The following is a 25,818-nucleotide window of genomic DNA, read 5'->3' as shown; positions in this document are numbered from 1 at the left end:
GGCCGACGACGAAGCACATCACCACCACCCACCCGACAACACACCCGCACCCACACCAAACACGTACGCCGTCAACAAGAACGACTACGCAACAGACAGAAAAGCGAGGAGAACCCACCACCCTTCTGAACGCCGGCATGCTCAAAAGAGTTTCTTGACAGTCACCCTTGTTTGGTGGTTGACTCGGTGCAACTGAGGCGCAGGTCACATCTGCTGAGCGCCGGTGATTCAAAGGATTCAGTCATGAGCAAAGCCGGATTGACCGCCAGTCGCGAACTCGCCAACAGGTACTCGCTCATCGTCCGCAGTCTCACCCCGAAGGAGTGGGACGCGCCCAGCCGATGCGCAGGCTGGTCGGTCAAAGACCTTGTTGCGCACACCGGCTCGAACTTCAAGGTCATGGTCGATCCACCTGAGCCTGATCCCTCGATGCCTGCTCCCACGACCGCGGAAGAGCTGCAGAACCAGCTTGTCGATGTGCGGCGGGACTGGACGAACACTCAGGTGGCCGACGAGTTCCTCACCAATGTCGACGGCGCAATGGGTGTGCTCGAGGCGATGCAGGCAGACGAGCTCGCCTCTGCGCCGATGACACTGACCGATCTGGGAACCTATCAGACACATCAGCTTTCAGATGCGTTCGCGTTCGACATGTGGTGCCACATGTACGTCGACCTCCTCGGACCCGAGGCGCCCGTCGACCGCGAGGTCCCCGATCCGGAAGATGACCTGGTTCGCGCAGCCGTCGACTGGATGTGGGCCGGACTGCCGCAGATGTGTACGCCGGTGAGCGGCGTGCTCGATCGCCCGCTCGGCGTGCGGCTCACCGGCCCCGGCGGCGGCGAATGGACACTGCAACCCGGTTCGAACCTGCTCACGGTCGAGGCCGGACTGTCGAACGCACAGACGGTGATCTCCTCGCCCGCAACCGATTTCATACTGTGGGGTACCACTCGTAGTCCGTGGCGCAAGCATGTTTCGGTAGAAGGTGACGCTGCCTATGCAGAGAAGGTTCTCGACACCGTCGACATCATCTGATGCCGAACAAACTCTATGTACAGATGACGCACCACCGGTTGCCGGCTTCATCGAGTTGGACGCCGACCTCATCACACCCGGGCTGCTGTCGTCGCTGACGCAAACGCTGCGGGCCGAGGCGTGCCTGGACTCAGAACGATCAACAGTTCTGGTCGGCTCCGAGTTCATCGTGGTACCTGGCGATGAGCCCATCGTGCTGGCCATGGCCCTGACCCGCCGCGAGGGCATGACGGCAGAGGAGTTCCTCGAATACTGGAGCACCACGCACGCCGAACTCGGAAGCCGGGTGCCCGGATCAGAAGGCTACCGGCAGATCCATCTCGACACCGCATTGACCGAGACTGTCCGGCAACAAGTCGGATTCACCGGCCCACGATTCGACGGCATCGCGGTGGCCTGCTACTCGACGGACGAAACTTTCCGTGGCGTACTGGCCAACACCGAGATCGCGGGCCCCCTCCTCGAGGACGAGCGCAAGTTCATCAACCACGACCGCTCGGCAATGGTCATCGGGCGCCTCTGAGAGTCGACAGTCAGCGGTGCCGGGCCAACTCCTGCTCCTGAAGAGAGACGGCCTCGGGGTCCGCGAGTAGCGGGCCCACCAATTCGCCCTCGAGTGCGAGACCTTGCTCCAACGGCAGGTACTCGGCGCCGGCCAACGACTTCTTCGCGGCACGGAGCGCCTGCGGCGGTTGGGCTGCGAGGGCCGCAACCCAGTCCAGGACGGCATCGATGAACGGGGCATCCGGCAACACCGCCTGAACAAGGCCGATACGCAATGCCTCGTCGGCGTCGATCGGGCGTGAGGTGAGCACCATCTCCGCTGCTCGCCCCGCTCCGATCAATCGTGGCAGGCGCTGTGTCCCACCGCCGCCCGGAATCAACCCGAGGCCCACCTCGCACAGCCCGAGGCTTGCGGCCGGACCGGCTATCCGCAGAGTGCAGGCCAGCGACAATTCGAGTCCACCGCCCCACGCCTGACCGTTGATCGCGGCGACGACAATCTGCGGCATGGTCCCGAACAGGCCCAGCGTGCGGGGCCACGAACCGGCGTCGCCGGCGTACGGCTCACCACGACCCAGCCGCAGCAAGTCCTCGAGATCACCATGCGCGACGAAATAGTCGGGGATGTCGCTGGCGATCACCAGCACCGAGATGCTCTCATCGTCAGCGACCTTCCTGACGATCTGTTCGAGCTCGGTCATGTCCGCGAACGTCATGAGATTGCGCGGCGGATGACTGAAGGTCGCGACAGCCACCCGCTGCTCGACAACCAGCGTCCACGCGGTCGTTTCAATCGTCGTCACGCCAACCCCACCAGCATCTTCCCGACGTTGCCGCCGCCGAGCATGGACAGAAACGCATCGACCGCGTTGTCGAGTCCGTCGTAGATTGTCGACTCCGCGACGAGTTCGCCCGCGGCAAGCCACCCGGCCACCCGATCCTCGAACTCGGGCCGGAGATCTTCATGGTCACGGACGATGAAGCCCCTGATCGTGATCCGTTTGAGGATGCAATTCATCAGATGATCGATCGGCGGGCTGTCCGGACCGCCGTTGGAGATCATGCCGCACAACGCAACTCGACCCCGTTGTCGCAGCGACGACAGCGCAGCGACCAGGTGATCACCACCCACATTGTCGAAGTAGAGATCGATGCCATCGGGAGCAGCTTCGCGGAGCGCCGCACCGATCGGGTTGGCGCGGTAGTCGAGACCAGCGTCGAACCCGAGACGATCTGTCAGCAGAGCGGCCTTCTCGGGACCACCGGCACTACCGATGACCTTCGAAGCGCCGAGCAGCTTGGCGAACTGACCCGCGGTGCTACCGACCGCACCGGCGGCCGCGGAGACGAAGACGTCGTCTCCGCTGCGGATCTCACCGGCACGGACCAAGCCGCTGTAGGCAGTGAACCCCGTTTGCCCCAGCACTCCGAGCCAGTGGTGCAGGTCGATGCCCCGGGGATCGATCACGGCGGCGGCGGTGGTGTCGACCACCGCGTGGTCGCGCCAGCCGAGCCGATGCCGCACGTACGAACCGACCGGAACCTCACGGTTCCCTTCGACCACAACCCCCAGCGCCGAGCCGTCCAGTGGTTCGTCCACCTGGAAGTTGGTGGTGTAGTGCAATTCCGACGTCGCGAGACGGCCCCGCATCGACGGGTCCACACTCATGAACAAGTTGCGGACCAGCACCTGACCGTCGGTGCGCTCGGGGAGCGGCGCGTCCCGGACCTCGAAGTGCTCGGGCCGAGGCTCGCCGTCCGGCGGACGCTCGCGCAGATAGACAGCCCTGGTGGTGGTGATCACGCCGCTGCTCAAGGCAGTTCCAGGATGGTGACCGTGCCCTTGGAGCCGTCGACCTCGACGAGCGCGCCGTTCGGGATGCGACGGGTGGCGGCTTGCACACCGGCTGCACAGGCTATCCCGAGCTCGCGGCTGACGATCATCGCGTGCGAACCCATCGCTCCGACGTCGGTGATCGCTCCACCGGACACCATGAACAAGGGGGTCCAGGACGGGTCGGTCTGCGGGGCGACGAGGATCTCGCCGACCTCGAACTCATCGAGCGCCGCCATCGAGGTGATCACCCGAGTGCGACCGCGAGTGATACCGGGCGAAGCACCCGACCCCTGCAACACGTCGCCGACCTTGACGGCGTCGACCGCCGACTGACCCTTCCGACCCAGAGTCGACAGCGCCGGAAACGGTTCGCGGGCATCGAGGAAGGTGGGCAGTTCGAGTCCGAACAGCCCCTCCCACTCCTTGTGACGCTCGGCCAACGTGACCTTCATCGACTCAGGTGCGCTCGCCAGAGCGTCGAGCTCGTCGTCGACGGCCATGAACACGTGATCGGCGGCCTCGAGGTGACCATCGGCATGCAATCGGCGGCCGAGTTCGACGAGCGGCGCCCGCGCCTCGTGAATGACCTTGATGCAGTTGGTCTTCGCGCGCTCACGCCAGGCAGCGAAGCGACGGGCCGAAGCGAGCGCTGCGGTGAGGGTCGCCTGACCCTCGGCGTCATCGCCGACAATCGCAACAGCCTTGCCGAGTGCGTCGTCGGTGTCTGTGGCATGGTCGCCGAGGCGCGCGGACGGTGACGCCGAATCGTCCTGCAACCGGAGCCGGTCGATCAGTCCGAGTACGAGTTCGGGCTGGGTCTCCCACGAGACGGAACCGAGGTCCCACTCGTTGGGTCCGCGATATCCGAAGTCGAGGATGAACTGCTCGAAGGTCGAGTCGAACTTCGGGTCGATTCCGGCGACACGGGCTCCGACTCCCTGGACGCCGGCGGCGAACGCGGCCATCAGCTTCTCGTCAGCCCGCACCATGCGACCGAGCTCCCACAGCGCGTACGATGGCAGCGCCGAGTCCACGTCGCCGGCGGCGCCGACCAAGGTGACGATCAGGTCCTGGTGCTCGGCACCGAGGAGCTGTCCCAGGACGGCGGGGCCGACTGCTGCACAGTTGGTGGCAACGACTTCGCCACGCCAGGCGACGCGCTCCAGCGGCATCACCGAACGAGCCCGCGCGACGAGCGCAGCCGGGGTCAACGAGGTGAGGTCGGGACGCTCGGTGCGCAGCTTGTCGGCCAGAGTCCGATCCTCCTCCAGCTCGGGGAAGGTCTCGGTCGACAACGCCCAGGCGTTACGGGCTGCCAGCCGCGCGGTGGCCTCTGCGTTCTCGTCATCGGGGTGGCCCACATAGGCCGGGATGTTCGGGTCTCCGCCGTACCAGAGCTGGTCGACGAGCTCGACGGGGATTCCACCGCGGATGCCGACGAGACGTGACATCGACAGGTTGATGTAGAGGTGTCCGTAGAAGATGCCGGACGACGCCGCGACATCGGGCTTCTCCGCGAGGGAGTAGCTACCGAGGCTCGCATATCCGAAGTTCCACCCGGGCAGGATGTTCTGAATCCAGCCGAGGTCCGCACCGAGCGGCGTGATCGGGTCCGACAGCACATCGCTCGCGTTGAGCCGCGTGTAGACGGGGAGGCGTGTGCTCGGGTCGGTGTCGACCAACCAACGCTGTTCGGCCATTGCTGTATCTCGTCTCTTTCACATCACCGATCGTGATCCACGATGGGTAGTTTCTTTATTCTGACTTCACACACTGTGTGACTTATGACACTCTACATGTAAGACTGTAGTCCATGACAAGTTACTTGTCTGTGGACCAGGGAAGAATCTGCATAGGAGACACTCGATGAAACTGCAAGACAAGGTTGTTGCCATCACCGGCGGCACGCAAGGTATTGGCCGCGGTATCGCCGAAGCGGCTCTGGCAGAGGGTGCGAAGGTATCGCTCAACGGCCGCTCGAAGGAGAAGGGCGATAAAGCTCTGGCCGAGTTCGGCGTCGGTGAACGCGCTGCCTTCTTCCCCGGTGACGTGACGGTGCAGGCCGATGTGGAGGACTTCATCGAGCAGACCGTCGCAACCTTCGGCCGTATCGACGTCCTGGTGAACAACGCCGGCGGCGCCAAGGACCTACAGCCCACCGCCAACCTCAGTGACGAGGAATGGACCCTGGTGATGAACTGGAACCTGAACTCGAACTTCTGGGCCACCCGCCGCGCGTTGCAGCACATGCTCCCGAACAAGTACGGCCGCATCATCAACATCTCCTCGGTCGAAGGCAAGCACGGCAAGCCCGTGTTCACCGCCTACGTGGCCGCCAAGCACGCGATCAACGGCATGACCAAGTCGATCGCCCGCGAGGTCGGCACCGAGGGCATCACCGTCAACTCAATCTGCCCAGGTCTGGTGATCACCGACATCATCAAGAACAATGGACCCGACACGGCCAAGGCCATGGGCATGTCGTTCGACGAGATGGTCGCGCTGTTCGCCGAGGAGTCGGCGATCAAGCGCCCCAACACCATCGAAGAAGTCGCGGCTGTGGCGATGCTCCTCGCCTCAGACGCGGGCGCCGGCATCACCGGGTCCATCCTCAGCGTCGACGGTGGAACGGCGATGTACTGAGCTTCAGCCGATCTGGAGTGGCGCCGTCACCACACCGGTGACGGCCCACGACAGACACCGTCCCAGGATCGTATGGAACTCCGGTACGGCCCAGCTCCCCAGATCGACCCGGCCGAGATCGTCGATACCCAGATCCTGGACATCAAACCGGCCACGACAGTGGCCCAGCGTGAAGTAACAGACGGTCCCAGCTCCGTGATCCTTCAAGTACAACACCGGGCGCGGTTTGTCCACGGTCGTGTGTCCTTCTTCGAATCCTCTTGATTCGCCGACGAATCGGGTATGAGCCAGGACCTGGATCGGAGGATGGAGCTCACTGACGTAGAGCTCGTCGGTCACCTCGAACGGTTCGACGCCGGAGACGAACGGATGCTCGGGGTCGGTCACCTCGACCAGATACGGCGCAATCGGCGGATGTCCCAGAAATTGGCTCCCGAGCACCTGCGGCAGCTCCCCCATCGTCCGCGGGGTCACATACTTGCTTGCCGAACCCGGCGGTGTCCGGTCGATCGCTGAGTTCGTCCCGTGCAGAGCCAGCCAGCGGCCGCCCCGGGAGACGAACCCGATCAACGCTTCTTGCTGCGTCTCGTCCGGCACCCGATTGCAGGTGTAGGTGATCAGCAGGTCTGCGGACGCCAGGGCTTCGAGACAGTTGTAGTCCTCGAAGACCCTGGTGCGTACGTGCTCGTATCCGGATAGTGCCGTAAGCAATTGCAGCCGGGCGTAATCGAAGTCATGCCACTGTCCACCGCATACGACGACTGCATCGAGCCGGCCCGCTGGTCCTGCCATTGGTTCTTCCCTCAGTACCTAGCCGTGCGCGTGGAGTGCTTTGCCCGCCAGCGCCAGATGCGCTTCGCCCAAGGCCTCGGCCTGAGTCGGATGCGCGTGGATATGTTGTGCGACATCACCTGCGGTTGCCTCCCAGTTGTAGATGAGCTGGGCTTCACCGATGAGCTCACCGACCCGGGCACCAACCAGGTGGATTCCCACAACCGGGCCGTCTGGGCCCGCCGATACGAGCTTGACCCCGCCGGAGGTACGCAGGATGCGGCTCTTGCCGTTGCCTCCGAGGTCATAGACCACTGTCGCGACGTCGCCATACTCCTGCGCGGCCTCGGCTTCGGTGAGACCGACCGACGCGACCTCGGGATTGGAGTACGTCACACGAGGAATACCCTTGTCCACGATGGGAACACAGTCGAATCCGGCCAGTTGCTCGGCCACCAGGATGCCCTGGGCGAAGCCGCGGTGCGCCAATTGCGGTCCGGCGACGATGTCGCCCACGGCGAAGACGCCGGGCACAGACGTCTGCAACCATTCGTCGGTCACCACGAAGCCACGTTCGAGATCGACACCTGCTTCGGCGAAACCCATGTCTGCCGTGCGCGGGCCGCGGCCCACCGCGACGAGCATGATGTCGGCCTCGATATGCGATCCGTCGGCCAGCTCGACGTCGACGCCACCATCGGCTTCGGTCACCGAGCTGAAGGCGGTTTTCGTCCGCAGGACCAGCCCCCGCTTACGGAACGCGCGCTCGACCTGCTTGGACGTCCAGGGATCCTCTGTCGGAAGCAGATTCGGCGCTGCCTCCACGATTGTCACGTGGGCGCCGAGCGACGACCAGACGCTGGCGAACTCGCAGCCGATCACGCCGCCGCCGAGCACCACGACACGTTCGGGAACGCTGTCGAGCTCCAGCGCGCGGTCGCTGGTCATGACCGCGCCGCCAACTGTCAGACCTGGCAACGACTTCGGCTGTGAACCGGTGGCGAGCACGAGTGCTTCACCGCGGTAGCGCGCGGTGCCGCCGTCAGCCAACTCGACCTCGACGGTGCGATCGCCCACCACTCGACCGTGCCCACTGACGAGATCGATCTCGCGAGAGGCCACGAGGCCTTGCAGACCGCGATACAGGCCCGCGATGACCTCGTCCTTGTAGGTGTTCACCGCACTCATGTCGATGCCGTCGAGCGTCGCCTCGATCCCGAAACCCGGCGCCTCGCGAACAGAGTCGGCGACCTCGGCCGCGTGGAGCAGCGCCTTGGTCGGAATGCACCCGTTGTGTAGACACGTGCCGCCCAGCTTGTCGGCTTCGATCAGGATCACCGACATTCCGAGCTGCGCAGCCCGCAGAGCACACGCATACCCGCCTGACCCGCCTCCGAGGATCAGCAGATCGGCCGACTTCTCGCTTGCCATGTCAGAGACTCAGAAGTCGAAGCGGTTGGTGAATCCGCCGTCGACCACCAGGTTGGTCCCGGTGATGTGTCCGGCAGCCGGGGAGGACAGGAAGACAACGGCATTGGCGACATCTTCGGCGCCGCCGAGCTTGCCGAGCGAGGCGGAGGCGAGTGCGGCCTCGTACAGGGCGGGGCGAGCGGTCTGGATGGTGTCCCAGGCGCCGCCTTCGAAGAATATCGGTCCGGGCGAGATGGCGTTTACGCGAATTCCCTTGGGACCCAACGCCCGCGCCTGCGCAGAGGAATGCTGCAGCACGGCTGCCTTCAGTGCTCCGTAGCTGTTGGCGGTGCTGATGGGGCCGGCCTCGAGCGCGGAGGTGGTGCTGATGGTGACCACGGAGGCCGACTCGCTCACCTCGAGATGCGGGGTGGCGGATTCGATGAAGTTGACCAGGCTCATCAGGTCGACGTTGAAGCTGTTGACCCAGGCCTGATGTCCCTTGCCGGTGGCCGCCGAGGCGTTGACCACCACGATGTCGATTCCGCCGAGAGCTTCGGCCGCCTCATCGACGAAGGACTTCACCGAGTCGGCGTCGCCTACATCGACTGCCTTGTGGAAAACCGTTCCCTGCTCCGACAGTTCGCCGGCGACCTCGGCGAGATGTTCTTCTCCGCGGGCACAGATGCCCACCGAGGCGCCCTCGGCAAGTAGGGTCCGGGCGATCGCCAACCCGATGCCGCGGCTCGCACCACTGATGAGGGCGCGTTTTCCTTTGAGATTGAGATCCATCGAAAGACTCCTTTACTACTGTGACTAGAGGTTCATTGCTCCGACATGCGTCTGGAATTCCAGGACGTGCGAGAAGTCGTTGATCGACTGCACTGCCCGCCGGGTGTCGGCTCCCCGGACGACGCTGACGGACGTGTGGTGAACCCGCACCGGCATGTCGAAGCTGCTCCCGAGAGCGTCGGCGAGAACGGCGTTGATGACTCCGCTGTGGCAGGTCACGACCACACGCTCCCCCGGATGCTGCTCGACGATCGCTCCGATCTCACCGAGCACCCTGGTCCGGAATCCGATCGGATCCTCCGCGTACGGGAACGCGTCATACCGCCGGGTGCGGATGTGCTCGGAGAAGATCTTCGAGATCTCTTCGTGCGGCAGTACCTCGAACGGCGACTGGTCGGCCGGGAAGTTCTGCCACGGTTCGTATTCCGTCAACTCCTCACGAACAACAGGAATGAGTCCGTGTTCATCCGCGATGGCTGTCCCGGTGCGCAGCGCGCGGCTCAGCGGCGAGCTGTACACCGCGTCGATGTGCCGCTCTGCCAGCCGCTGGGCCACAGCCCGCACCTGGTTCTCGCCCAGCTCGGACAGCGGCGGGTCAACGGTCTCGGCGGCGCTGAGCTCTCTGCTGAGCTGCTGCTCGCCATGCCGGACGAGCACCAACTCACACAGCCCGGTCAGTGGCGCGAAGGGGTTGTCGAGGTCGATGGACCGGGCACGGGTCGAGTTGGGCACGGGGCCAAGTCAACCACAAACTGTCGTCAGTCTAAAGATACTTTCGCGAAATGGCAGGTCAGCCGCGATTAATTCGGCGTTACTTGGCTCGCACCACCGCGATGCAGGTCACACACTGCCGATATCGGCCGCGAGTTCACGAACCTCATCAGAGAATCGGCGTCGCCCCAGATTGGCCAGCGTGGCGTCCTCGGTGAGCCACGACGACACCGATACCTCGAGCAGACTCGACAATGCGGTCGCCGCAGCGGCCTGCTTGGCCTTCACAGAAATGCCGTTGCGCACCCGCAGTTCGGTCGAGAAGAGGTTGAGCAGTTCCAGCCGCACCTCACGGCGCAGCGCCTCGATCGACAGGCTCCACCCCGGAGACCGGACGAAGAACACCAGCGAGGCGGGCCGGTGCTGGTCCGTCCACTCCAGAAGCCGCACGATGATGTCTCCGAGGGGGGCATCGGGACTTGCCAGCAGCTGAGCACGGAACTCGTCGAGCAGTCCGGTCGCGTACAACCGCAGGCCGCCCAGCAGGACCTCGTCCTTCGACGGGTAGTGGTAATACACCGCGGCGGAGGTCATGTGTGCCTCCGCAGCGATGTCGGCCACCGTGACGTCCTCGATCGAGCGGACCGAGTACAAGTGCATGGCCGCCTCGACCACCACCTCGCGGCGAGATGGCCGGTGCGCTGCCCGCTTGGCACCCTTCGTCGTAGGCGTGCTCGCGGCGGCTTTCCGGCCGGCACCGGCCTGTCCTGACGTCACTCCCTTGCCTGCCATGGGCTAGATCATGACACCCGATACCCGGATCGTGACACCCCACGGCCCGGCCCGCGGTCATCGCGGCCCGATCTGGGAGTAGCTTGGGGTCACTTCAGTGATCCGCAGGTGGAGGAGGACCGCTGTGCCACGGCGAAACAGCAAGCCAGATGACAACAACGCACCAGGTGATGGCCCCGAGGGGGGCGACGCCGAGCAGTGGGGATGGGATTCTTTCCCCGCCGCCGACGACATCCCGGCCACGGTGGTCATCCCGGCCAACCGGGAACCAGAGGTCGAGGACGCGCCCGTCGAGCCGACAGCGCAGGTCAAGGGGTCAGCTCACCGACCATCGCGACGGCACCTGATCGTCAAGGCCGCCGTCCGCGTCTTCTCGAAGAAGGGTTTCGCAGAGGCGTCGATCCAGGAGATCGCCGAGGAAGCCGGAATGGTTCCGACCGCGGTCTACTACCACTTCTCCAGCAAGGAAGACCTGTTCGAGAGCGCGCTGGGCTATGCGATGGACGCCAGTTCCGCTGCCGCGCAGGCGGCTCGCCCGGATGATGTCACCGGAGATGCGCAGTCGTTCAAGGATGTCGTGGAGGCCGTCTGGGACTGGACGGCCGCCCACCCCAATGCCGCCCGCATGCTGTTCTTACAGATGGCCGGGGGTGCGACCCCGGGCACCCGACTTCTCACCAAGGAGTACGAGGACCGGCACATCCGGCGAGCCTTCGACTACTTCCCCGTCGACGAGACACCCGCGAACAAGCGTTCGGCGGCCGCGCAACAGGCGGCGCGGACACTGCGGGTGCGGACGATGATCGCCACCACGATCGCCATCCAGCCGCTGCGTATCGAGGGCGGTCCACTCGCGACCATTTCGGTCCCGCGTCTGCGCTCGGCCACCACGGATGTCTGCTCCAAGATGATCGAAGGTCGCTGAACCGACCCCGCGAGGCCATTCCGGTCGAGTAACTTGACTGCAACCCCAGTTGAATTACTCAGAAACGGAGTGTGGCCATGCGCGTAGCGGCCTTCACCGGCGGACATTCGTTCGACCGCGACGCCTTCACGGAGTTCCTGGGCTCGCTGCCCGGCGAGATCACCTGGTTCGAGCACCCGGACGCAGAGCCGGACGCCGCCGAACTGGAGAAGTTCGACGTATCACTGCACTACGACATGCCTGGCACCCTGCCGGAGCCTGCCGATCCCCCCGCGACCCTGCGCGCAGCGGTCGCCGCCGCGCCCGCGACCGGCCACGGCTATGTGATCCTTCACCACGCCATCGCATCCTGGGCGAACTGGGACGACTGGGCGGAGTTCGTCGGCGGCCGCTACCTGTACCGACCCGGTGTCGTACGCGGCGTGAGCTGCCCTGATTCCGGCTACCGGCACGCCGTCGCACAGCGGGTCACTGTCGCCGATCCCACCCATCCGATCGTCGCCGGACTCCCGCCCACCTTCGAGCTCGTCGACGAAACCTATCTGTGCGAGGTTTTCGAGGACGACGTCACGCCCCTGCTGCGCACCGATGCCGAGATGAGCGATGCGGTCCACTGGTCCACAGCCCTCGCGATGGCCGGAAGGCGCGACGAACGTGCAGGTTGGCACCATCGACCGGGATCACAACTGGTCGGGTGGACGAAGACGACCGGACGCAGCCGGCTGGCCTACCTCCAGCCAGGTGACAAGGCACCCACGCTCTCCGATCCGACGTACCGGCAACTCGTCGCCGGTGCACTCGAATGGGCCGCCCGCCTGCGCTGAGGGGTTATTGGAGTGAACGTAAAGAAAAGTGTGCTCGTCATCACCTTTCGCTGCTACAGTTAATGCATTCGGTGCCAAGTAAGGCAGCAGCCCCGACAAAGGAGACTCCAGATGCGACAGATCAAGCATCCGATGAGCCGTGCGATCTACGAGTTCGACGATGACTACAACGTCCTCGTGACCACCAAAGACGGTAAGACAGGGACCTTCGACCCCGAAGGCCGATACCTCCACGGTGAGGTGAAGTCAGTGGATCCCGAATTGGCCCGCTGGGTGGGTCTCGGCCCCCGAGAACCCGTACCCATCACCCAGAACCGACGATTCATGGGAGCCGCGAAGCTCCTCGAGAAGATGCAGGCCGACAAGGTGGCACAAGATGCTCTCGCCGTCAGCCTGGAACAAGGAGGCAAACTGTGACCACCGAAGCGCGCCCGTCCCAGCAGTCGGCAGCTGACGGCGGCTTCATCGAGAACGGCACCGGTTACCAGCGCCTGCTGGAGACCGACACCCACCCGGTTCCGGACATCCTGCGGGAAGAGTCGTACGAGCTGTACGAGGACCAGAACTTCGTGCCGGTGTCGCGCTATATCAGCCGCAAGTACCACGAACTCGAACGCGACCGGGTCTGGTACAAGGTCTGGCAGATGGCGTGCCGAGAGGAAGAGATCCCCGAGCCCGGAGACACCCTGGTCTACGAGATCTGCGAGAAATCGATCCTCATCGTCCGCGGCAAGGACATGAGCATCCGCGCCTTCTACAACTCCTGCCTGCACCGTGGCCGCACCCTCCGCGAGGAGGACGGACCGGCGGGCAACGAACTCCGCTGCCCCTTCCACGGATTCGCCTGGAACTTCGACGGCTCACTGAAGTCCATGACCTGCGCATGGGACTTTCCTCAGGTCGACAAGGGCAAGATGGATCTACCGCAGGTCAAGGTCGACACCTGGGGCGGGTTCGTCTTCATCAACATGGATCCCGCGTCCGAATCACTCGACAGCTTCCTGGGCGACCTCGGAAAGCACTTCGAGGCCTGGCCACTGGAAGACCGCTACATCCAGGCTCACGTGGCACAGGTGATCCAGGCCAACTGGAAGATCGCCCAGGAAGCCTTCTCCGAGGCCTTCCACGTGATCACCACCCACCCGCAGCGCGTGGTCGGCACCGGCGACTCGAACAGCCAGTACGACAGTTGGGGCAACTTCAACCGCGGGATCACCGCCAACGGTGTCCCCAGCCCGCACATCAAGTTCGTACCCTCCGAGCAGGAGATGTTCGACTCGATGGTCGATGCCCGCATCGACGAGGATCCGATGGTGACCCTGCCCGAGGGTGTCACCGCCCGCGAGATGTCCGGCATGCTGGCCCGCGAGGGTCTGCGCGACATCATCGGAGACGTCAAGGCAGACTTGATGTCTGACGCGGAGTCGCTCGACAGCATCTATTACACCGTCTTCCCGAACTTTCATCCGTGGGGCGCCTACCAGCGCATCGTCTACCGGTTCCGGCCCAACGGTGACAACCATGAGACATCGATCATGGACGTCTACCTGCTCGCCCCCTTCAAGGGCGAACGGCCGAAGCCTGCCAAGACGCAGTGGCTCGATCCTGAGCAGTCCTGGCTGGAGGCAACGGTTCTCGGCAGTTCGGCCCGTGTGTTCGACCAGGACGCATACAACATGCCGAAGGTACACAAGGGCCTGAAGTCCGCTCAGACCAAGACCCTTCCGCTGGCCCGGTACCAGGAAGTCAAGATCCGCCACATCCACCATCTGCTCGCGAAGTGGATCGGCGAGGAAGTCGACGACTGACATGCCGACGATGAGGGCCCTGCAGTATCGCGAGTTCGGGGCCCGCCCCGAGGTCGTGGAGATCGACCGGCCGACCCCGGGTGCCGGCGAAGTCCTGGTGCGCATGACCGCCTCCGGGGCCTGTCATTCCGACGAGTTCATCATGTCGACCCCTGCGGATCAGTATGTGTTCGCACCCCTCCCGCTGACCCTCGGACACGAGGGTGCGGGAGAGGTCGCCGAACTCGGACCCGGCACCACCGGGGTCGAGATCGGCGATTCGGTTCTCGTCTACGGCCCCTGGGGCTGCGGCGTCTGCCATTCGTGCGCGCAGGGTAGCGAAAACAACTGCGTCGACGGGATATCAGCCCCTGGCATCCATCGGCCGGGCACGATGGCCGAGTACATGATCGTCGACGACGTCCGGCATCTGGTGCCGCTCGGCGACCTCGATCCCATTCCGAGTGTGTCCCTCACCGACGCCCTACCACGCGATCAAACCGTCGCTTCCTGTGCTCACTCCGGGAACCACCGCGCTGGTGATCGGCGTCGGCGGCCTGGGCCACGTGGGCGTGCAACTGCTCAAAGCGTTGACGCAGGCGACGATCATCGCCGTGGACATCAACCCGGCAAGCATCTCCCATGCCCTCGAACTCGGCGCAGATCACGCCTTCGCCTCGGACGCCGCTGCCGCCGAACGGGTTCGCGAACTCACCGGGGGTCGCGGCGCGGATGTCGTCTTCGACTTCGTCGGCGCCGAACCCACGGCAGCGCTCGCGCAGTCGACGGTCGCCATCGCCGGACAGATCGTGATGGTCGGTGTCAGCACCGGTGCCGTCCCCGTCGGATATCTGACCGTGCCGTTCGATGTCTCTGTACGGGTGGTCAACTGGGGATCCCGATCGGAGCTGATCGAGGTGGTCGAACTCGCCCGCCGTGGCGCGATCGAGATCGCCGTAGAGGAGTTCGCCATGGACTCTGCACCGGAAGCATACGAACGCCTCCACGCCGGCACGATCCGCGGGCGGGCAGTTGTGGTGCCCACCCGCTGATCATGCCCCGGGTTCGTCCTCGACGAATCTGTCGCCTTGGTCAGACGTTTCCGGCGAGGAACTCGGAGTAGGCCGGCAAATCGAGCTGACCATGGCCGCTCAGTCCGATCACCACAACGTCTTCCGCGTCTGAATCACGCACCCGCGAAACCGCTGCGGCAATCGCGTGAGTCGATTCGGGCGCCGGGACGATGCCCTGGGTCCTGGCGAACAGCACACCGGCGGCAAACGCTTCCCGCTGTTCGATCGCGACACCCTCGACCAGCCCCAGTTCGACGGTGTGGCTCAGCGCCGGCGACATCCCGTGGTAGCGGAGTCCGCCGGCATGGATCGGATCCGGAACGAAATCCATTCCCAGCGTGTGCATCTTCAGCAGCGGCGTCAATCCGGCCACGTCGCCGTGGTCGTAGCGGTACTCGCCCTTGGTGATCGACGGACACGCGGACGGTTCGGCGGCCAGCACCTTCGGATCGGACCGGCCGTGCAGCTTCTCCCGGAGGAATGGGAACGCCAGCCCGGCGAGGTTGGATCCGCCTCCGGCGCAACCGACCACCAGATCCGCACCACCGGACTCCACCAGCGCGAGTTCCTCCACGGCCTCGAGTCCGATCACGCTCTGATGCAAGACGACGTGGTTGAGGACGCTGCCCAACGCGTACCGGGCCTGCGGGTCCTTGACAGCCGCCTCCACGGCTTCGCTGACGGCCATACCCAGGCTGCCCGTGGTGTCCGGGGTCGCGGCGAGGATCGCGCGACCTGCTTCGGTCAGCTCGGACGGGCTCGAATGGATGGTGCCGCCGTAGGTTTCGATGAGATAGCGCCGGTAGGGCTTCGACTCATAGGACGCGCGCACCTGCCAGACCTCGACGTCGATGTCGAACAGCGCCCCTGCGAATGCCAGGGCACTGCCCCACTGGCCGGCCCCGGTCTCTGTCGTCAATTTCTTGACGCCGTCCACCGAGTTGTAATAGGCCTGTGCCACCGCGGAATTGGTCTTGTGACTGCCCACCGGGCTCACGCCCTCGTACTTCACGTAGATGCGCGCCTTGGTGTTCAGGGCCTGCTCGAAGCGGCGCGCCCTGATCAGCGGCGAAGGTCGCCACATCTTGTAGACCTCACGCACCGGCTCCGGGATCTCGATGTAGACCTCGGGCGTCACCTCCTGTGCGATGAGCCCCGCGGGGAACAGCAGTGCGAGGTCCTCGGGACCGACCGGCTCCTTCGTCCCCGGATGCAGGTGCGGAGGAATCGGCTCCGACAGTTCGGCGGCCAGGTTGTACCAGTGGGTGGGAACCTCGACGCTGGTGATGTCGGGGCTTTCGGCGGTGGCATTACTTGTCATGGCATCGACTTTAAAGTCCCGGCCCTGCGAGGCGCAGCATTCGGCTAGCATCCGATCGTGATCCTCGCCCGTCTCCGCGAACGTAAGCACTTCCACCCGGATCTTCGTCTGGCGTCCGTACTGGTTCCGGGCCATCCCATCACGAAGCGGACGCTGCCGGTGATGCGCAAGCTGACCGGGGTGGTGCGGGGCAGTGCACGAGCTCAGGTGCACGAGGTCATTCCCGGCGTGAGCGTCAGGGTGTTCCGGCCCGAGACTCCCGCGGCCATACCCGGACCTGCGCTGCTGTGGATTCACGGCGGCGGCTACGTGATCGGCACCGCGGCACAAGACGACAAGATCTGCCAGCGCTTCGCAGACGAGGTCGGCCTGATCGTGGCGTCGGTGGACTATCGGCTCGCACCCGAGTTCGGTTTCCCCACGCCCGCCGAAGACTGCTACGCGGCCCTCGAGTGGCTCGCCGCAAGAGGAGATGTCGACCCGGCGCGCATCGCCATCGGTGGCGCGAGCGCAGGGGGTGGCCTGGCCGCCACCGTTGCCGCGTTCGCCCGCGACCGGGGTGAGATCACACCGGCGTTCCAGTTGCTCGTCTACCCGATGCTGGACGACCGCACCGCAGCCCCCGACCGTCTGCATCGCCTGTGGGATGTCACCAGCAACCAATTCGGGTGGGCCGCCTACATCGGCAGCGAATCCGCGGATGCCGCAGCCCCGGCCCGCCGCACCGACCTGACCGGCTTGGCACCTGCCTGGATCGGAGTCGGTTCGCTCGACCTGTTCCGAGACGAGGACGAGGCGTATGCGAAGCGCCTGGAAGCGGCCGGGGTTCCGGTGACATTCACGGTAATCGCCGGCGCGTTCCACGGCTTCGACGCCATCCTGAAATCCGGCGTCGGGCGGAAGTTCTTCGACGAACAGTGCGAGGTCCTCCAGAAAGCACTGAACACTCAATAAATAGCGTCGCGTCCCGGGTCGCTGAATCATCTGCTCAAGTGGGCCAACACTCAGTAGATCGCGTCACGTCCCGGGTCGAAATAGTGCCCCAACCGACGCGCCGTCAGCTGACGGAAGATCTCACCCGCCGCCGCAGGCCACGCCGAGGTGGTCACCGATTCGCTGGCCCGCAGCACCGTGATCGACACCAGCGCGACACGGCCGAGCGGGGTGTCGAAGCCGCTCGGGGCGCCCCAGCCCTTGTTGCTCAGCAACACACCCATGGTGTTGCCGACGAGCCATTCCCTCGGGGCGGTGACGCCCGGTAGTTCCACATAGACCGCATCGGGCGATCCGGTGATGGCGGCGACGAGGTCGGAGCCTCCGGCGGCCCCCTGCGCGGCGACGGCAGACAGGACGGTGAACAGCCAATGGCTACGGGCGCTTTCGTCGGCCCTCAGCTCGGGATCGATTGTCTCGGCGAAGAACTCGGCGCCCACGCCCAGGATCGACCCACCGGGGATCGGACCGAAGGCAGTGCTGGTGCCCCCACCGATCAGGCTCGGCGCCGACAGCCCGTCGGTCGCGAGCAACGTGGTCCGAGTGCGACGGACCACCCGGTAGCCCCGCATGCCGCCCGGCCACAATTCGGCATTGTCCGCGAGCGGTGGAAGCAGGGGCTCGTACATCTGGCCGACACCGCGCCACATGTTGTCACGGGCAACCTGGGCCTCGCGGGCGCCGGGCACATCCTGGGTCGATTCCTGTGGCCCTCTCGTGGCCACCCCCACACCGCCTCCGGACTGCGCCGGGGTGTGTACCGACGGTGTCTGGGTACGTTGTCTTGATCGCTCGAAAGTCCGCTGCGTGAACATCAGTTCGTTCGCCTCGGGAGTCATTGCGGGCGAGGGCATCTCGACGACCCCGTCGTCGGCCACCAGGAAGATCAGCCGCATCCGGCCGCCGGCCCTGGAGGGATCGACGGGGGCCTGGGTGAAGACTCTCCAGCCGGTCTGAATACGTTGCGCCGTCAGTGAATAGAGGTTGTGCCCGGTGAAATCGAAGTTGCGGACCCGGATGAAGTCGAGGGCGATGAGTACCGCCGCCTGGGCATCGGTGGCGTGGGCGGGCACCGATGCCGCCGACGGAAACGGGAAGTACGACCCTGACGTCAACTGCGCGATCGGTGTTCCACCGACGTACTCGACCAACCACGCAGGCGCCCGGCGCGGATACCGCATCAGGTCGTCCCGATAAGCATCGGCATCGAAGATCAATCCCTGGTCGATCGGTCCGTTCTCGCCGTGGTCGAAGCGGGTCACGGGTGCGCCGGCGCCGACAGTGATCTCCATCAGCAGGCAGGCGTCGCCGCCCGACTGATATCGACCGACCCGAAGATCCCTCGCCAACTCCAGCGCCTGCGGCGGAATCGGGACCGGGTACTGCGACACCTGACCGAAGTAGGTCAGGGCGTACCGCGTGCCGGTCCCCGCAAAACTGAAGTCGACCTTGGCGCCGGTCGCACCCGGTGGTGCTGCTGACTGCAGCTGCGCCGCGATGGCATCGATGAACTCGGGCTCACTCATCAGGCGTCCCTGAGAGTTGGACCAGTAGGTCATCGCAGCTCACCTCCCCGCGTCAGGTATCCGTTCGTCTACGCCGCGACCATTATCGCTCAGATTCGCCGCGATGCCGTCGGCATGGCGAGCGCACCGGGCCTCAGCCGTTCCTGCGGTCGCGCCACTCGCACAGGCCGCGGGCGAGGTCGAGGTCGTAATCAGGGCCGTTCACAGCAACGGTGAACAGGGTCACACCTTCCTCTACGAGCGCGTCGGCCAGTTTCACCGCGTCGTCTATGTTGCCTTCGCGCGACAGTTCACTGGAGCGGACGATCTCACCCGGGTCGCGGCCCACCGTCGCGCAGTGATCGGCCAGGACCTGCGATTTGTGACGATAGGTCTCGACATCGACGAAGGAATGCCAGATGTGGGCATGCTCGGCCACGTGCTTGAGGGTCTTCTTCTCGCCGCCACCGCCGATGAGGATGGGGATCTCACGGGTCGGCGCCGGGTTGAGCACGGAGAATCGGTTCTTGATCCGTGGCAGCGCCTCGCCGAGGGCATCGAGGCGCTTGCCTGCGGTACCGAACTCGTAGCCGTATTCGGTGTAGTCTTTTTCGAACCAGCCTGATCCGATTCCGAAGATCAGCCGTCCATCCGAGATGTGGTCGACCGTCCGGGCCATGTCCGCGAGCAGATCCGGATTGCGGTAGCTGTTGCAGGTCACCAGCGCGCCGATCTGGATCCTGGAGGTCTGTTCCGCCCACGCGGCGAGCATCGTCCAGCACTCGAAGTGCGCGCCGTCGGGATCACCATAGAGCGGGTAGAAGTGATCCCAGTTGAATGCGATGTCGATACCGATGTCCTCGGAGCGGCGCACGGCGTCGCGGATGTTGCCGTAGTCGGGCGAGTGCTGCGGTTGTAGCTGGACTGCGATCTGTATGGGTGTGCTCATCAATCCAGCATGCCTCAGACACGAGTCTTAACCGCCGATTCACCATGGGTTGGCCATCGGTTTCCTCCGGCCTCATAGCGTTCGGCGGGTCTGTGCCAATCCCAACAGCCCAGGGGGCCCCACGGTGCGAGTTCCACTTGCCCTTTTCGACAAAACCGCAGGCGCCTCCAAGCGCTCGATGGTCACATGCCACTACAAATGCGGCGATGCCTGCTGGCACCAGCCGCCGAACACCAGCGACAACACCTACTTCCGCGACATCGCCCGCGCAGCGGTCTCCCGTCGATCCGTCCTGCGAGGTTCGGCAGCAGCAGTCGTCGCGGTCAGTGCGACGTCTGCACTGGCCGCCTGCGGCGACAACAGCTCGTCGGCGAGCCCGAGTAGTTCGGGCACCTCCGGCGGAGCTGCCGGTGCCGCAGTCGCCGGGATGAATTTCGCGAGCGTCGCACCCAACACCGAAGACGCACTGCTCGTCCCCGAGGGTTACGAACAGGCGGTCGTCATCATGTGGGGTGATCCGGTGGTGCCCGGTGCCCCGGCCTTCGACTTCGACAACCAGTCACCGGAGGCGCAGGCTCAGCAATTCGGGTTCAACAACGACTTCGCCGGGCTCATCCCGATCGAAGGTCAGGCCGGCCACTTCTACCTCGTGGTCAACCAGGAGTACACCACCGAAGAGTTCATGTTCAAGGGGTACAAGCCCAAGGAACCCACCGAGCCGCAGGCACGAATCTCGATGGCCGCGCACGGGATCACCGTTGTCGAGGTCACGAGCGAGAACGGTTCCGGCAAGCTCACACCCGTTGTCGGCGAACGTAATCGGCGACTCACCGCATCCAGCCCGTTCACCCTGACCGGGCCTGCCGCAGGCAGCGATTTCGTCAAGACCTCCGCCGACCCGGCGGGCACCACGATCCTCGGCACCATCGGGAACTGCTCGGGCGGACTCACCCCGTGGGGCACCATGGTCTCAGGCGAGGAGAACTTCAACAACTACTTCACCGGCGCCGCCTCGGTCACCGACCCCGTCGCCAAAGAACGATTGGACCGGTACGGATTCGACGACGAAGACGACTACCACCAGTGGGGCCGTTACGAGACCCGGTTCGACCTGTCGAAGGAACCCAACGAGGGCAACCGATTCGGCTACATCGTCGAGGTCAACCCACACGACCCGAACTCCACCCCGATCAAGCATTCGTCGATGGGCCGCCTCAAGCACGAGGGCGCCAACATCTTCGTCACCGGCGACGGCACGGTGGTCGCTTACACCGGTGACGACCAGAAGTTCGAGTACATCTACAAGTTCGTGTCGGACAAGAAGGTCCAGCCAGGCGTCGGCGCCGCGGCCATGCAGCACAACATGAGCATCCTGTCGACGGGAACGCTGTACGTGGCGCAGCTCAGCGGCAATGAGCCGGACCAGATCGACGGATCCGGCAACCTCCCGAGCTCGGGGTCGTTTGCAGGCACCGGGAAGTGGTTCCCGTTGCTGACGGTGACCGACGACGGCGCCGAATCACGAGTCGAGGGGATGACCGCCCAAGAGGTCGCGGTGTTCACCCGCATGGCCGCCGACAAGGTGAACCCCACGAAGATGGACCGCCCCGAGGACATCGAGGCGCACCCGGTGACGGGCAAGGTCTACTGCGCCCTGACGAACAACGATGATCGCGGCACCGACGGCGAAGCGCCTGTGGACGAGGCGAATCCGCGCAACGAGAACAAGAACGGACAGGTCATCGAGATCACCGACGACCACGCGGGCACCGCCTTCACCTGGGATCTGCTGCTGGTGTGCGGTGACCCGGCTGCCGCCGACACGTACTACGGCGGATTCGACAAGACCAAGGTCAGCCCGATCTCGTGCCCGGACAACGTCGCATTCGATCCACACGGCAACCTGTGGGTGTCCACGGACGGCAATGCGCTGAAGAACAACGACGGACTGTTCGCGGTCGCGCTCGAAGGCGAGAACCGCGGTCAGACGAAACAGTTCCTCACCGTTCCGCGCGGTGCCGAGACCTGCGGTCCCATCATCGGCACCGACCGGGTGATCGTCTGCGTCCAGCATCCCGGTGAGGAAGACGAATACTCCGCCGACAAGCCGTATTCGAACTGGCCAGAGGGCGGCAATGCTCAACCGCGGCCAGCTGTTGTCGCAGTGTGGAAGCCGGGCGGTCAGATCGGCGTCTGACCGCCGAGTTCTCAGGTGAGCATCGACTCCATGACGGTGGCGACCTGTGCGGCAAGGGATTGCGCCGCCGTGTCGTCACCGTTGTGGAGGCGGAACAGAGCCTGCTGGAACAAACCGTCGAAGAGTGCGTAGGCGATCGGCGGGGTGAGAGCGGGGACCGCTCCGTCGAGTTCGCTGTACCGCGTCACCACGCGCCAGATCATGGCCTCCAGGCCACTTTCGATCTCGCCCACCGCGGGCCGGAATCCGGCGTCGAAGTAGCTCTGTGCGCGCATGTCGTACCAGAGTCGGTGCAGCGAGGCATCCTCGATGAGCGTCGTCGCCATCGCTTCCGCGAAACGCGCGGTGAGATCGTCGGTGCTCGACGCACCTTCCGTTGCGACGTCGTAGCGGGTCACACATTCGGCCTTGTACTCGAGGACGCCGAAGATGATCAGTTCGTTCTTGTCCGCGAAGTAGTAGTGCAGCACCCCGTGGGTGAAGTCCGAATTGTTCGCGATGTCGCGCAGGCTCGTATTGGCGTAACCACGTTCGGCCAGGGTGAGCAACGCCGATTTCGCAAGTTGACGACGTCGCTCGCCGAACTTGTCGGGGCGACGATCGATCCGCTGCTTTCGTGTAGGCGTGCTCATCACCCAGGAGTGTAGGGCGGTGAGACCGATCCAACAATTGTTTCACCAGGTGTCCAAGAAACCCTCACGGCCTCCGTCGACCCGAGATCAGGTCGAAGATGGGTCGAGGAACTCCAGCACCAGGTCGGCGACGACGTCCGGTTGTTCGAGCTGCAGGAAGTGTCCCGCTCCCTGCACCAGTCGCACGTCGCTGCCCGGCGGGAGCGCGGCGCCCACCCGGTCGGCGAATCCGGCTTGCATGCAGCCGTCGGTGACGCCGTGCAGATACAGCAGCGGCGTCAGCACCTGATCGAAGCCGGCAGCCTGCAGCGCCCGATAGGGCTCTGCGGGCCGACCGGGCCGCAGAGTCGCCCGGTAGTACTGCAAGACCGCACTCCGATGTTCGCCGGTGGGGAGTGCGTCGAACACGTGGCGCAGATCGTCGGTGGCGTCGTAGCCCGGCGACCACCGCCTCCACAACAGCGGGATCAGCTTGTCGAGAGATCTCTCGGACAGCCGGGGTAGCTGGACGAACATCATGTACCAGCTCATGAAGGCCTGCCGGGCAAGCAACGTCACCAACTGGCCGGTGTCTTCCCGGGCCGATGTGAACGCCCCGACCGGCGGCACCGACATCGACACCACCTTCCGGAAAGGCGAATCCCGATACGCTGCGAGACCGTTCGAGGTCAGCGCACCCCAGTCATGACCGATCACCACCGCGCGTTCGTCGCCGAGCAGCCGGTGGATTCCGATGGCGTCGAACATCAATGCACCGACGTTGTAGTCGCCGTCCGCAGCCACTGTCGACGGCGCATAACCACGAGTGAAGGGCGCGACGACCCGATAACCCTCGGCCGCCAGCCGCGGACCGACGTGCCGCCAGGAGTAGGCGGAGTCGGGAAAACCGTGCAGGCACAACGCCAACGGTCCGTCGTCCGGGCCCCAGGCAAAGGCTTGCAGTGTCGCGGTCGGCAGCACCAGTTCGATCCGGTCGGCACCGGCCGGTGCCTCGAGCGTGTGTGTCATCAGTCCAGCCAATCCAAAACAGCGGCCGCTGTCCAGGATTGCTGCATACTGCCCAGTGGCGCGCCGGTGAACGGCTCGTAGTACTCGGCGAACGACCCGTCTTGCGCCTGGCGCAGCCCTTCCTCCCGCAGGCGCGCGGATCGTTCTGTCCAGCCGCGCCGGGCGAACGCCCAGGAGAACAGCCAGGTCATCACCGGCCACACCGGGCCGCGCCAGTATTCGCGGGGTTTGAAGTCCGCGGAGATAGGCGACGTCGAGGGAGGTACCGCGTACTTCAGATCCGGATGCCCACAGAACCGCGGGCCCTCGAACAGTCTGACCAGTGCGCGTTCGCGCTCCCGAGGCAGTCCGCCGCAGATCAGCGGGGCGAACATCGCGATCGTCTCGGTGTTGATCCAGCGATTGGCGCGGATATCGAAGTCTCTTGCCGCACCGTTTCTTTCTGCGGACGCCGCGGCGACCCCGGCTCGGAACCGATCCGACCACGCCCGCAGATCGCGGATGTCGGCGCGGGGTTTGGAGTACTCCTCGCCGATCGTCGCGAGCACATCGCAGGCGACGGCGAAGATCGCGCTGACGAAGACGTCCTCGATGGCGAAACTCATCACCTCGGGCAGCTTCGCGTCGTCGTAATTCGCCCGCTTCATCTGTTCGACCAGCCACAGGTAACGGTCGTATTCGACGTCACTCGGTCGCATGGAGGCGTCGGCACCGTGGGACAGATCGGCGCGGGTGTACGCAGGCAGATCAACCCCGGGCACGACGTTCTCGTACGCGGCGTCCCAGCGGGGCGAGTTGTCCATCCCCGATTCCCAGCCGTGGTAGAGCGTGATGCGGCCGCGGCCCTGCGGGTCGCGAGCGTGCGCCAGCCAGCGGTGCCAGCGGACAAGATCGCCCCAGCGCCGGTCCAGGAACTCCTCGGCCACCGACCGCGTGGTCCGCCCCTGCCGTCGCGAGTGGTCGAGGATGCGCTGCACGGCGATCGCGTGCACAGGCGGTTGCGTGATACCGGAGGTCTGCGGAGCGCGAGGCGCGTTGAACGCCAACTCGGAGCACTCCCACCGGGCCGGGCCCGGGAAGTATCCGTCCCGACCGTTCGCGAAGACGATGTGAGGGATCATCCCGTTCCCCCACTGCGCGGAGAGCAAGGTGTCCATCTCGACCACCGCCCGTTCCACGCTCAGTGGGGCGAGTCCAACCGTGACGAAGGCCGCGTCCCAGCTCCACATGTGCGGATAGAGGCGCGGTGCTGCGCTGGTCATGGTGCCCAGGTCGTTGCCGCGCAGCAGGTAGGCAGCGCGCGCCGACAGCTGAGTGTTGGTGAAGCCGACGTATCCCACATCGACATTCTGGCCCCGATGACCGGATCGCGCTCGGCCGGTCATGCCGCACCGCCCTCGTGGTTAGGCTGGCGAGCATGCCAACTGCCTTGATCACCGGCGCCAGCCGCGGACTCGGAGCGGCCATCGCCCGCGGCCTCGCTCCCACCCATGACCTGCTGCTCGGCGGGCGTCCGTCGTCCGAACTCGACGAGATGGCGCTCGAACTCGAGGGCGCGGCCACCTGGGAGGTCGAACTCACCGACCACGACGACCTGTACTCCGCGACCGAGATGATCACCTCGCTCGACGTACTGGTCCACAACGCCGGGATCGGGTCACTCGGCACCATCGAGGAAACTCCCGCTGACGAGTGGAGGCGGGTGCTGGAGGTCAATCTGATCGCGGCCGCCGAGTTGACGCGGCTGCTGCTTCCCGCACTGCGGCAAGCCCGGGGCCACGTCGTCTTCATCAACTCGGGCGCGGGCCGGCGGGTGAATCCGGGCTGGGGCGCCTACGCCGCGAGCAAGTTCGGGCTACGTGCCCTGGCCGATGCGGTCCGCGGCGAGGAGCCCGACCTCCGCGTGACGTCGATCTTCCCGGGCCGCATCGACACCGACATGCAGCAGGAGATCGTCGCGATGGAAGGCGGCGACTACGACGGGTCCCGGTTCCTGGTCCCCGAGACCGTGGCGGCAGCTGTCGTCGCCGCCATCCACACCCCTGCCGACGCGCATCCCGAAGAGATAGTGCTGCGGCCCACGGGTCGCCGGTAAGCCGACCAAAT

24 protein-coding genes and 1 pseudogene are annotated in these 25,818 nt (G+C 65.1%); 11 read left to right on the top strand and 14 right to left on the bottom strand.

The window, feature by feature from the left end; translation table 11 throughout:
• Nucleotides 1–243 precede the first annotated feature (243 nt).
• Both BFL43_RS06970 and BFL43_RS06965 read left to right on the top strand, forming a co-directional pair.
• The gene (locus BFL43_RS06970; RefSeq protein WP_084891853.1) at nucleotides 244–1,038 is read left to right on the top strand and encodes a maleylpyruvate isomerase family mycothiol-dependent enzyme; all 795 of its coding nucleotides are present in this window, start codon (nucleotides 244–246) and stop codon (nucleotides 1,036–1,038) included.
• On the top strand, nucleotides 1,001–1,561 hold the full coding sequence (locus BFL43_RS06965) for an EthD domain-containing protein (RefSeq protein WP_084891852.1): 561 nt from the start codon (nucleotides 1,001–1,003) through the stop codon (nucleotides 1,559–1,561). The genes BFL43_RS06970 and BFL43_RS06965 overlap by 38 nt, the downstream gene beginning before the upstream one ends.
• A gap of 10 nt (nucleotides 1,562–1,571) precedes the next feature.
• Here BFL43_RS06965 and BFL43_RS06960 read toward each other — a convergent pair whose 3' ends face one another.
• The 3 genes from BFL43_RS06960 to BFL43_RS06950 are packed head-to-tail and all read right to left on the bottom strand — an operon-like array spanning nucleotide 1,572 to nucleotide 5,079.
• Entirely contained in the window at nucleotides 1,572–2,345 is a 774-nt protein-coding gene (locus BFL43_RS06960) for an enoyl-CoA hydratase/isomerase family protein (protein ID WP_084891851.1), read from the bottom strand.
• Nucleotides 2,342–3,358 (bottom strand): NADP-dependent oxidoreductase, encoded by a 1,017-nt coding sequence (locus tag BFL43_RS06955; protein ID WP_240498111.1) that lies wholly within the window; start codon nucleotides 3,356–3,358, stop codon nucleotides 2,342–2,344. Before BFL43_RS06955 ends, BFL43_RS06960 begins: the two co-directional genes overlap by 4 nt.
• Nucleotides 3,355–5,079: a PEP-utilizing enzyme gene (locus BFL43_RS06950; protein WP_084891850.1), complete on the bottom strand. Its 1,725-nt coding sequence runs from the start codon at nucleotides 5,077–5,079 to the stop codon at nucleotides 3,355–3,357. The genes BFL43_RS06955 and BFL43_RS06950 overlap by 4 nt, the downstream gene beginning before the upstream one ends.
• Before the next feature lie 166 nt (nucleotides 5,080–5,245).
• Here BFL43_RS06950 and BFL43_RS06945 point away from each other — a divergent pair, with 166 nt between their 5' ends.
• Entirely contained in the window at nucleotides 5,246–6,022 is a 777-nt protein-coding gene (locus BFL43_RS06945) for an SDR family NAD(P)-dependent oxidoreductase (protein ID WP_084891849.1), read from the top strand.
• Between the two features lie 3 nt (nucleotides 6,023–6,025).
• Here BFL43_RS06945 and BFL43_RS06940 read toward each other — a convergent pair whose 3' ends face one another.
• The 5 genes from BFL43_RS06940 to BFL43_RS06920 form a co-directional block, all read right to left on the bottom strand.
• Complete coding sequence (locus BFL43_RS06940; RefSeq protein WP_084891848.1) at nucleotides 6,026–6,814, bottom strand: ThuA domain-containing protein; 789 nt, start codon at nucleotides 6,812–6,814, stop codon at nucleotides 6,026–6,028.
• Nucleotides 6,815–6,832: 18 nt separating this feature from the next.
• A complete protein-coding gene (gene lpdA / locus BFL43_RS06935) occupies nucleotides 6,833–8,224 on the bottom strand; it encodes a dihydrolipoyl dehydrogenase (protein ID WP_084891847.1) in 1,392 nt (463 codons plus the stop codon).
• Nucleotides 8,225–8,233: 9 nt separating this feature from the next.
• On the bottom strand, nucleotides 8,234–8,995 hold the full coding sequence (locus BFL43_RS06930; RefSeq protein WP_084891846.1) for an SDR family oxidoreductase: 762 nt from the start codon (nucleotides 8,993–8,995) through the stop codon (nucleotides 8,234–8,236).
• Nucleotides 8,996–9,019: 24 nt separating this feature from the next.
• Entirely contained in the window at nucleotides 9,020–9,727 is a 708-nt protein-coding gene (locus tag BFL43_RS06925) for a histidine phosphatase family protein (RefSeq protein ID WP_084891845.1), read from the bottom strand.
• A gap of 108 nt (nucleotides 9,728–9,835) precedes the next feature.
• Nucleotides 9,836–10,498, bottom strand: coding sequence for a TetR/AcrR family transcriptional regulator (locus tag BFL43_RS06920; RefSeq protein WP_084891844.1), 663 nt, complete (start codon nucleotides 10,496–10,498; stop codon nucleotides 9,836–9,838).
• A 124-nt stretch (nucleotides 10,499–10,622) separates the two neighbouring features.
• On the opposite strand from BFL43_RS06920, the gene BFL43_RS06915 reads away from it, so the two are divergent.
• From BFL43_RS06915 to BFL43_RS06895, 5 genes and pseudogenes are all read left to right on the top strand, one after another.
• Nucleotides 10,623–11,423: a TetR/AcrR family transcriptional regulator gene (locus tag BFL43_RS06915; protein ID WP_084891843.1), complete on the top strand. Its 801-nt coding sequence runs from the start codon at nucleotides 10,623–10,625 to the stop codon at nucleotides 11,421–11,423.
• A gap of 77 nt (nucleotides 11,424–11,500) precedes the next feature.
• Nucleotides 11,501–12,247: a ThuA domain-containing protein gene (locus BFL43_RS06910; protein ID WP_084891842.1), complete on the top strand. Its 747-nt coding sequence runs from the start codon at nucleotides 11,501–11,503 to the stop codon at nucleotides 12,245–12,247.
• Between the two features lie 111 nt (nucleotides 12,248–12,358).
• Nucleotides 12,359–12,664, top strand: a complete 306-nt coding sequence (locus BFL43_RS06905; protein ID WP_084891841.1) for a hypothetical protein — start codon at nucleotides 12,359–12,361, stop codon at nucleotides 12,662–12,664.
• Nucleotides 12,661–14,055 carry an aromatic ring-hydroxylating dioxygenase subunit alpha gene (locus tag BFL43_RS06900; RefSeq protein WP_084891840.1) on the top strand — a complete coding sequence of 465 codons (1,395 nt, stop codon included), beginning with the start codon at nucleotides 12,661–12,663 and terminating at the stop codon, nucleotides 14,053–14,055. The genes BFL43_RS06905 and BFL43_RS06900 overlap by 4 nt, the downstream gene beginning before the upstream one ends.
• A gap of 10 nt (nucleotides 14,056–14,065) precedes the next feature.
• A pseudogene (locus BFL43_RS06895) lies at nucleotides 14,066–15,086 on the top strand (alcohol dehydrogenase catalytic domain-containing protein).
• A 40-nt stretch (nucleotides 15,087–15,126) separates the two neighbouring features.
• Here the strand turns inward: BFL43_RS06895 and BFL43_RS06890 are convergent.
• Nucleotides 15,127–16,428, bottom strand: coding sequence for a TrpB-like pyridoxal phosphate-dependent enzyme (locus tag BFL43_RS06890; protein WP_084891839.1), 1,302 nt, complete (start codon nucleotides 16,426–16,428; stop codon nucleotides 15,127–15,129).
• A 60-nt stretch (nucleotides 16,429–16,488) separates the two neighbouring features.
• On the opposite strand from BFL43_RS06890, the gene BFL43_RS06885 reads away from it, so the two are divergent.
• Nucleotides 16,489–17,382, top strand: coding sequence for an alpha/beta hydrolase (locus tag BFL43_RS06885; protein ID WP_240498113.1), 894 nt, complete (start codon nucleotides 16,489–16,491; stop codon nucleotides 17,380–17,382).
• Nucleotides 17,383–17,432: 50 nt separating this feature from the next.
• On the opposite strand, the gene BFL43_RS06880 is transcribed toward BFL43_RS06885, so the two are convergent.
• Both BFL43_RS06880 and BFL43_RS06875 read right to left on the bottom strand, forming a co-directional pair.
• Nucleotides 17,433–18,947 carry a hypothetical protein gene (locus tag BFL43_RS06880; protein ID WP_240498110.1) on the bottom strand — a complete coding sequence of 505 codons (1,515 nt, stop codon included), beginning with the start codon at nucleotides 18,945–18,947 and terminating at the stop codon, nucleotides 17,433–17,435.
• A 133-nt stretch (nucleotides 18,948–19,080) separates the two neighbouring features.
• Nucleotides 19,081–19,875: an LLM class F420-dependent oxidoreductase gene (locus tag BFL43_RS06875; protein WP_084891837.1), complete on the bottom strand. Its 795-nt coding sequence runs from the start codon at nucleotides 19,873–19,875 to the stop codon at nucleotides 19,081–19,083.
• Nucleotides 19,876–19,999: 124 nt separating this feature from the next.
• Between BFL43_RS06875 and BFL43_RS06870 the strand changes: the two genes are divergently transcribed.
• On the top strand, nucleotides 20,000–22,072 hold the full coding sequence (locus BFL43_RS06870; protein ID WP_206186630.1) for a PhoX family phosphatase: 2,073 nt from the start codon (nucleotides 20,000–20,002) through the stop codon (nucleotides 22,070–22,072).
• Nucleotides 22,073–22,083: 11 nt separating this feature from the next.
• Here BFL43_RS06870 and BFL43_RS06865 read toward each other — a convergent pair whose 3' ends face one another.
• The 3 genes from BFL43_RS06865 to BFL43_RS06855 all read right to left on the bottom strand — a co-directional run bounded on the left by BFL43_RS06865 (nucleotide 22,084) and on the right by BFL43_RS06855 (nucleotide 25,052).
• Nucleotides 22,084–22,704 (bottom strand): TetR/AcrR family transcriptional regulator, encoded by a 621-nt coding sequence (locus BFL43_RS06865; protein ID WP_084891835.1) that lies wholly within the window; start codon nucleotides 22,702–22,704, stop codon nucleotides 22,084–22,086.
• A gap of 87 nt (nucleotides 22,705–22,791) precedes the next feature.
• Complete coding sequence (locus BFL43_RS06860) at nucleotides 22,792–23,712, bottom strand: alpha/beta hydrolase (RefSeq protein ID WP_084891834.1); 921 nt, start codon at nucleotides 23,710–23,712, stop codon at nucleotides 22,792–22,794.
• On the bottom strand, nucleotides 23,712–25,052 hold the full coding sequence (locus BFL43_RS06855) for a glycogen debranching protein (protein ID WP_143695150.1): 1,341 nt from the start codon (nucleotides 25,050–25,052) through the stop codon (nucleotides 23,712–23,714). The genes BFL43_RS06860 and BFL43_RS06855 overlap by 1 nt, the downstream gene beginning before the upstream one ends.
• A 77-nt stretch (nucleotides 25,053–25,129) precedes the next feature.
• Between BFL43_RS06855 and BFL43_RS06850 the strand changes: the two genes are divergently transcribed.
• A complete protein-coding gene (locus BFL43_RS06850; protein ID WP_084891832.1) occupies nucleotides 25,130–25,807 on the top strand; it encodes an SDR family oxidoreductase in 678 nt (225 codons plus the stop codon).
• The last annotated feature ends 11 nt before the right edge of the window (nucleotides 25,808–25,818 follow it).

It is taken from the genome of Williamsia sp. 1135 (assembly GCF_002095395.1).
Lineage (GTDB): Bacteria > Actinomycetota > Actinomycetes > Mycobacteriales > Mycobacteriaceae > Williamsia.
This window is presented reverse-complemented; position numbering and strand designations above follow the sequence as displayed.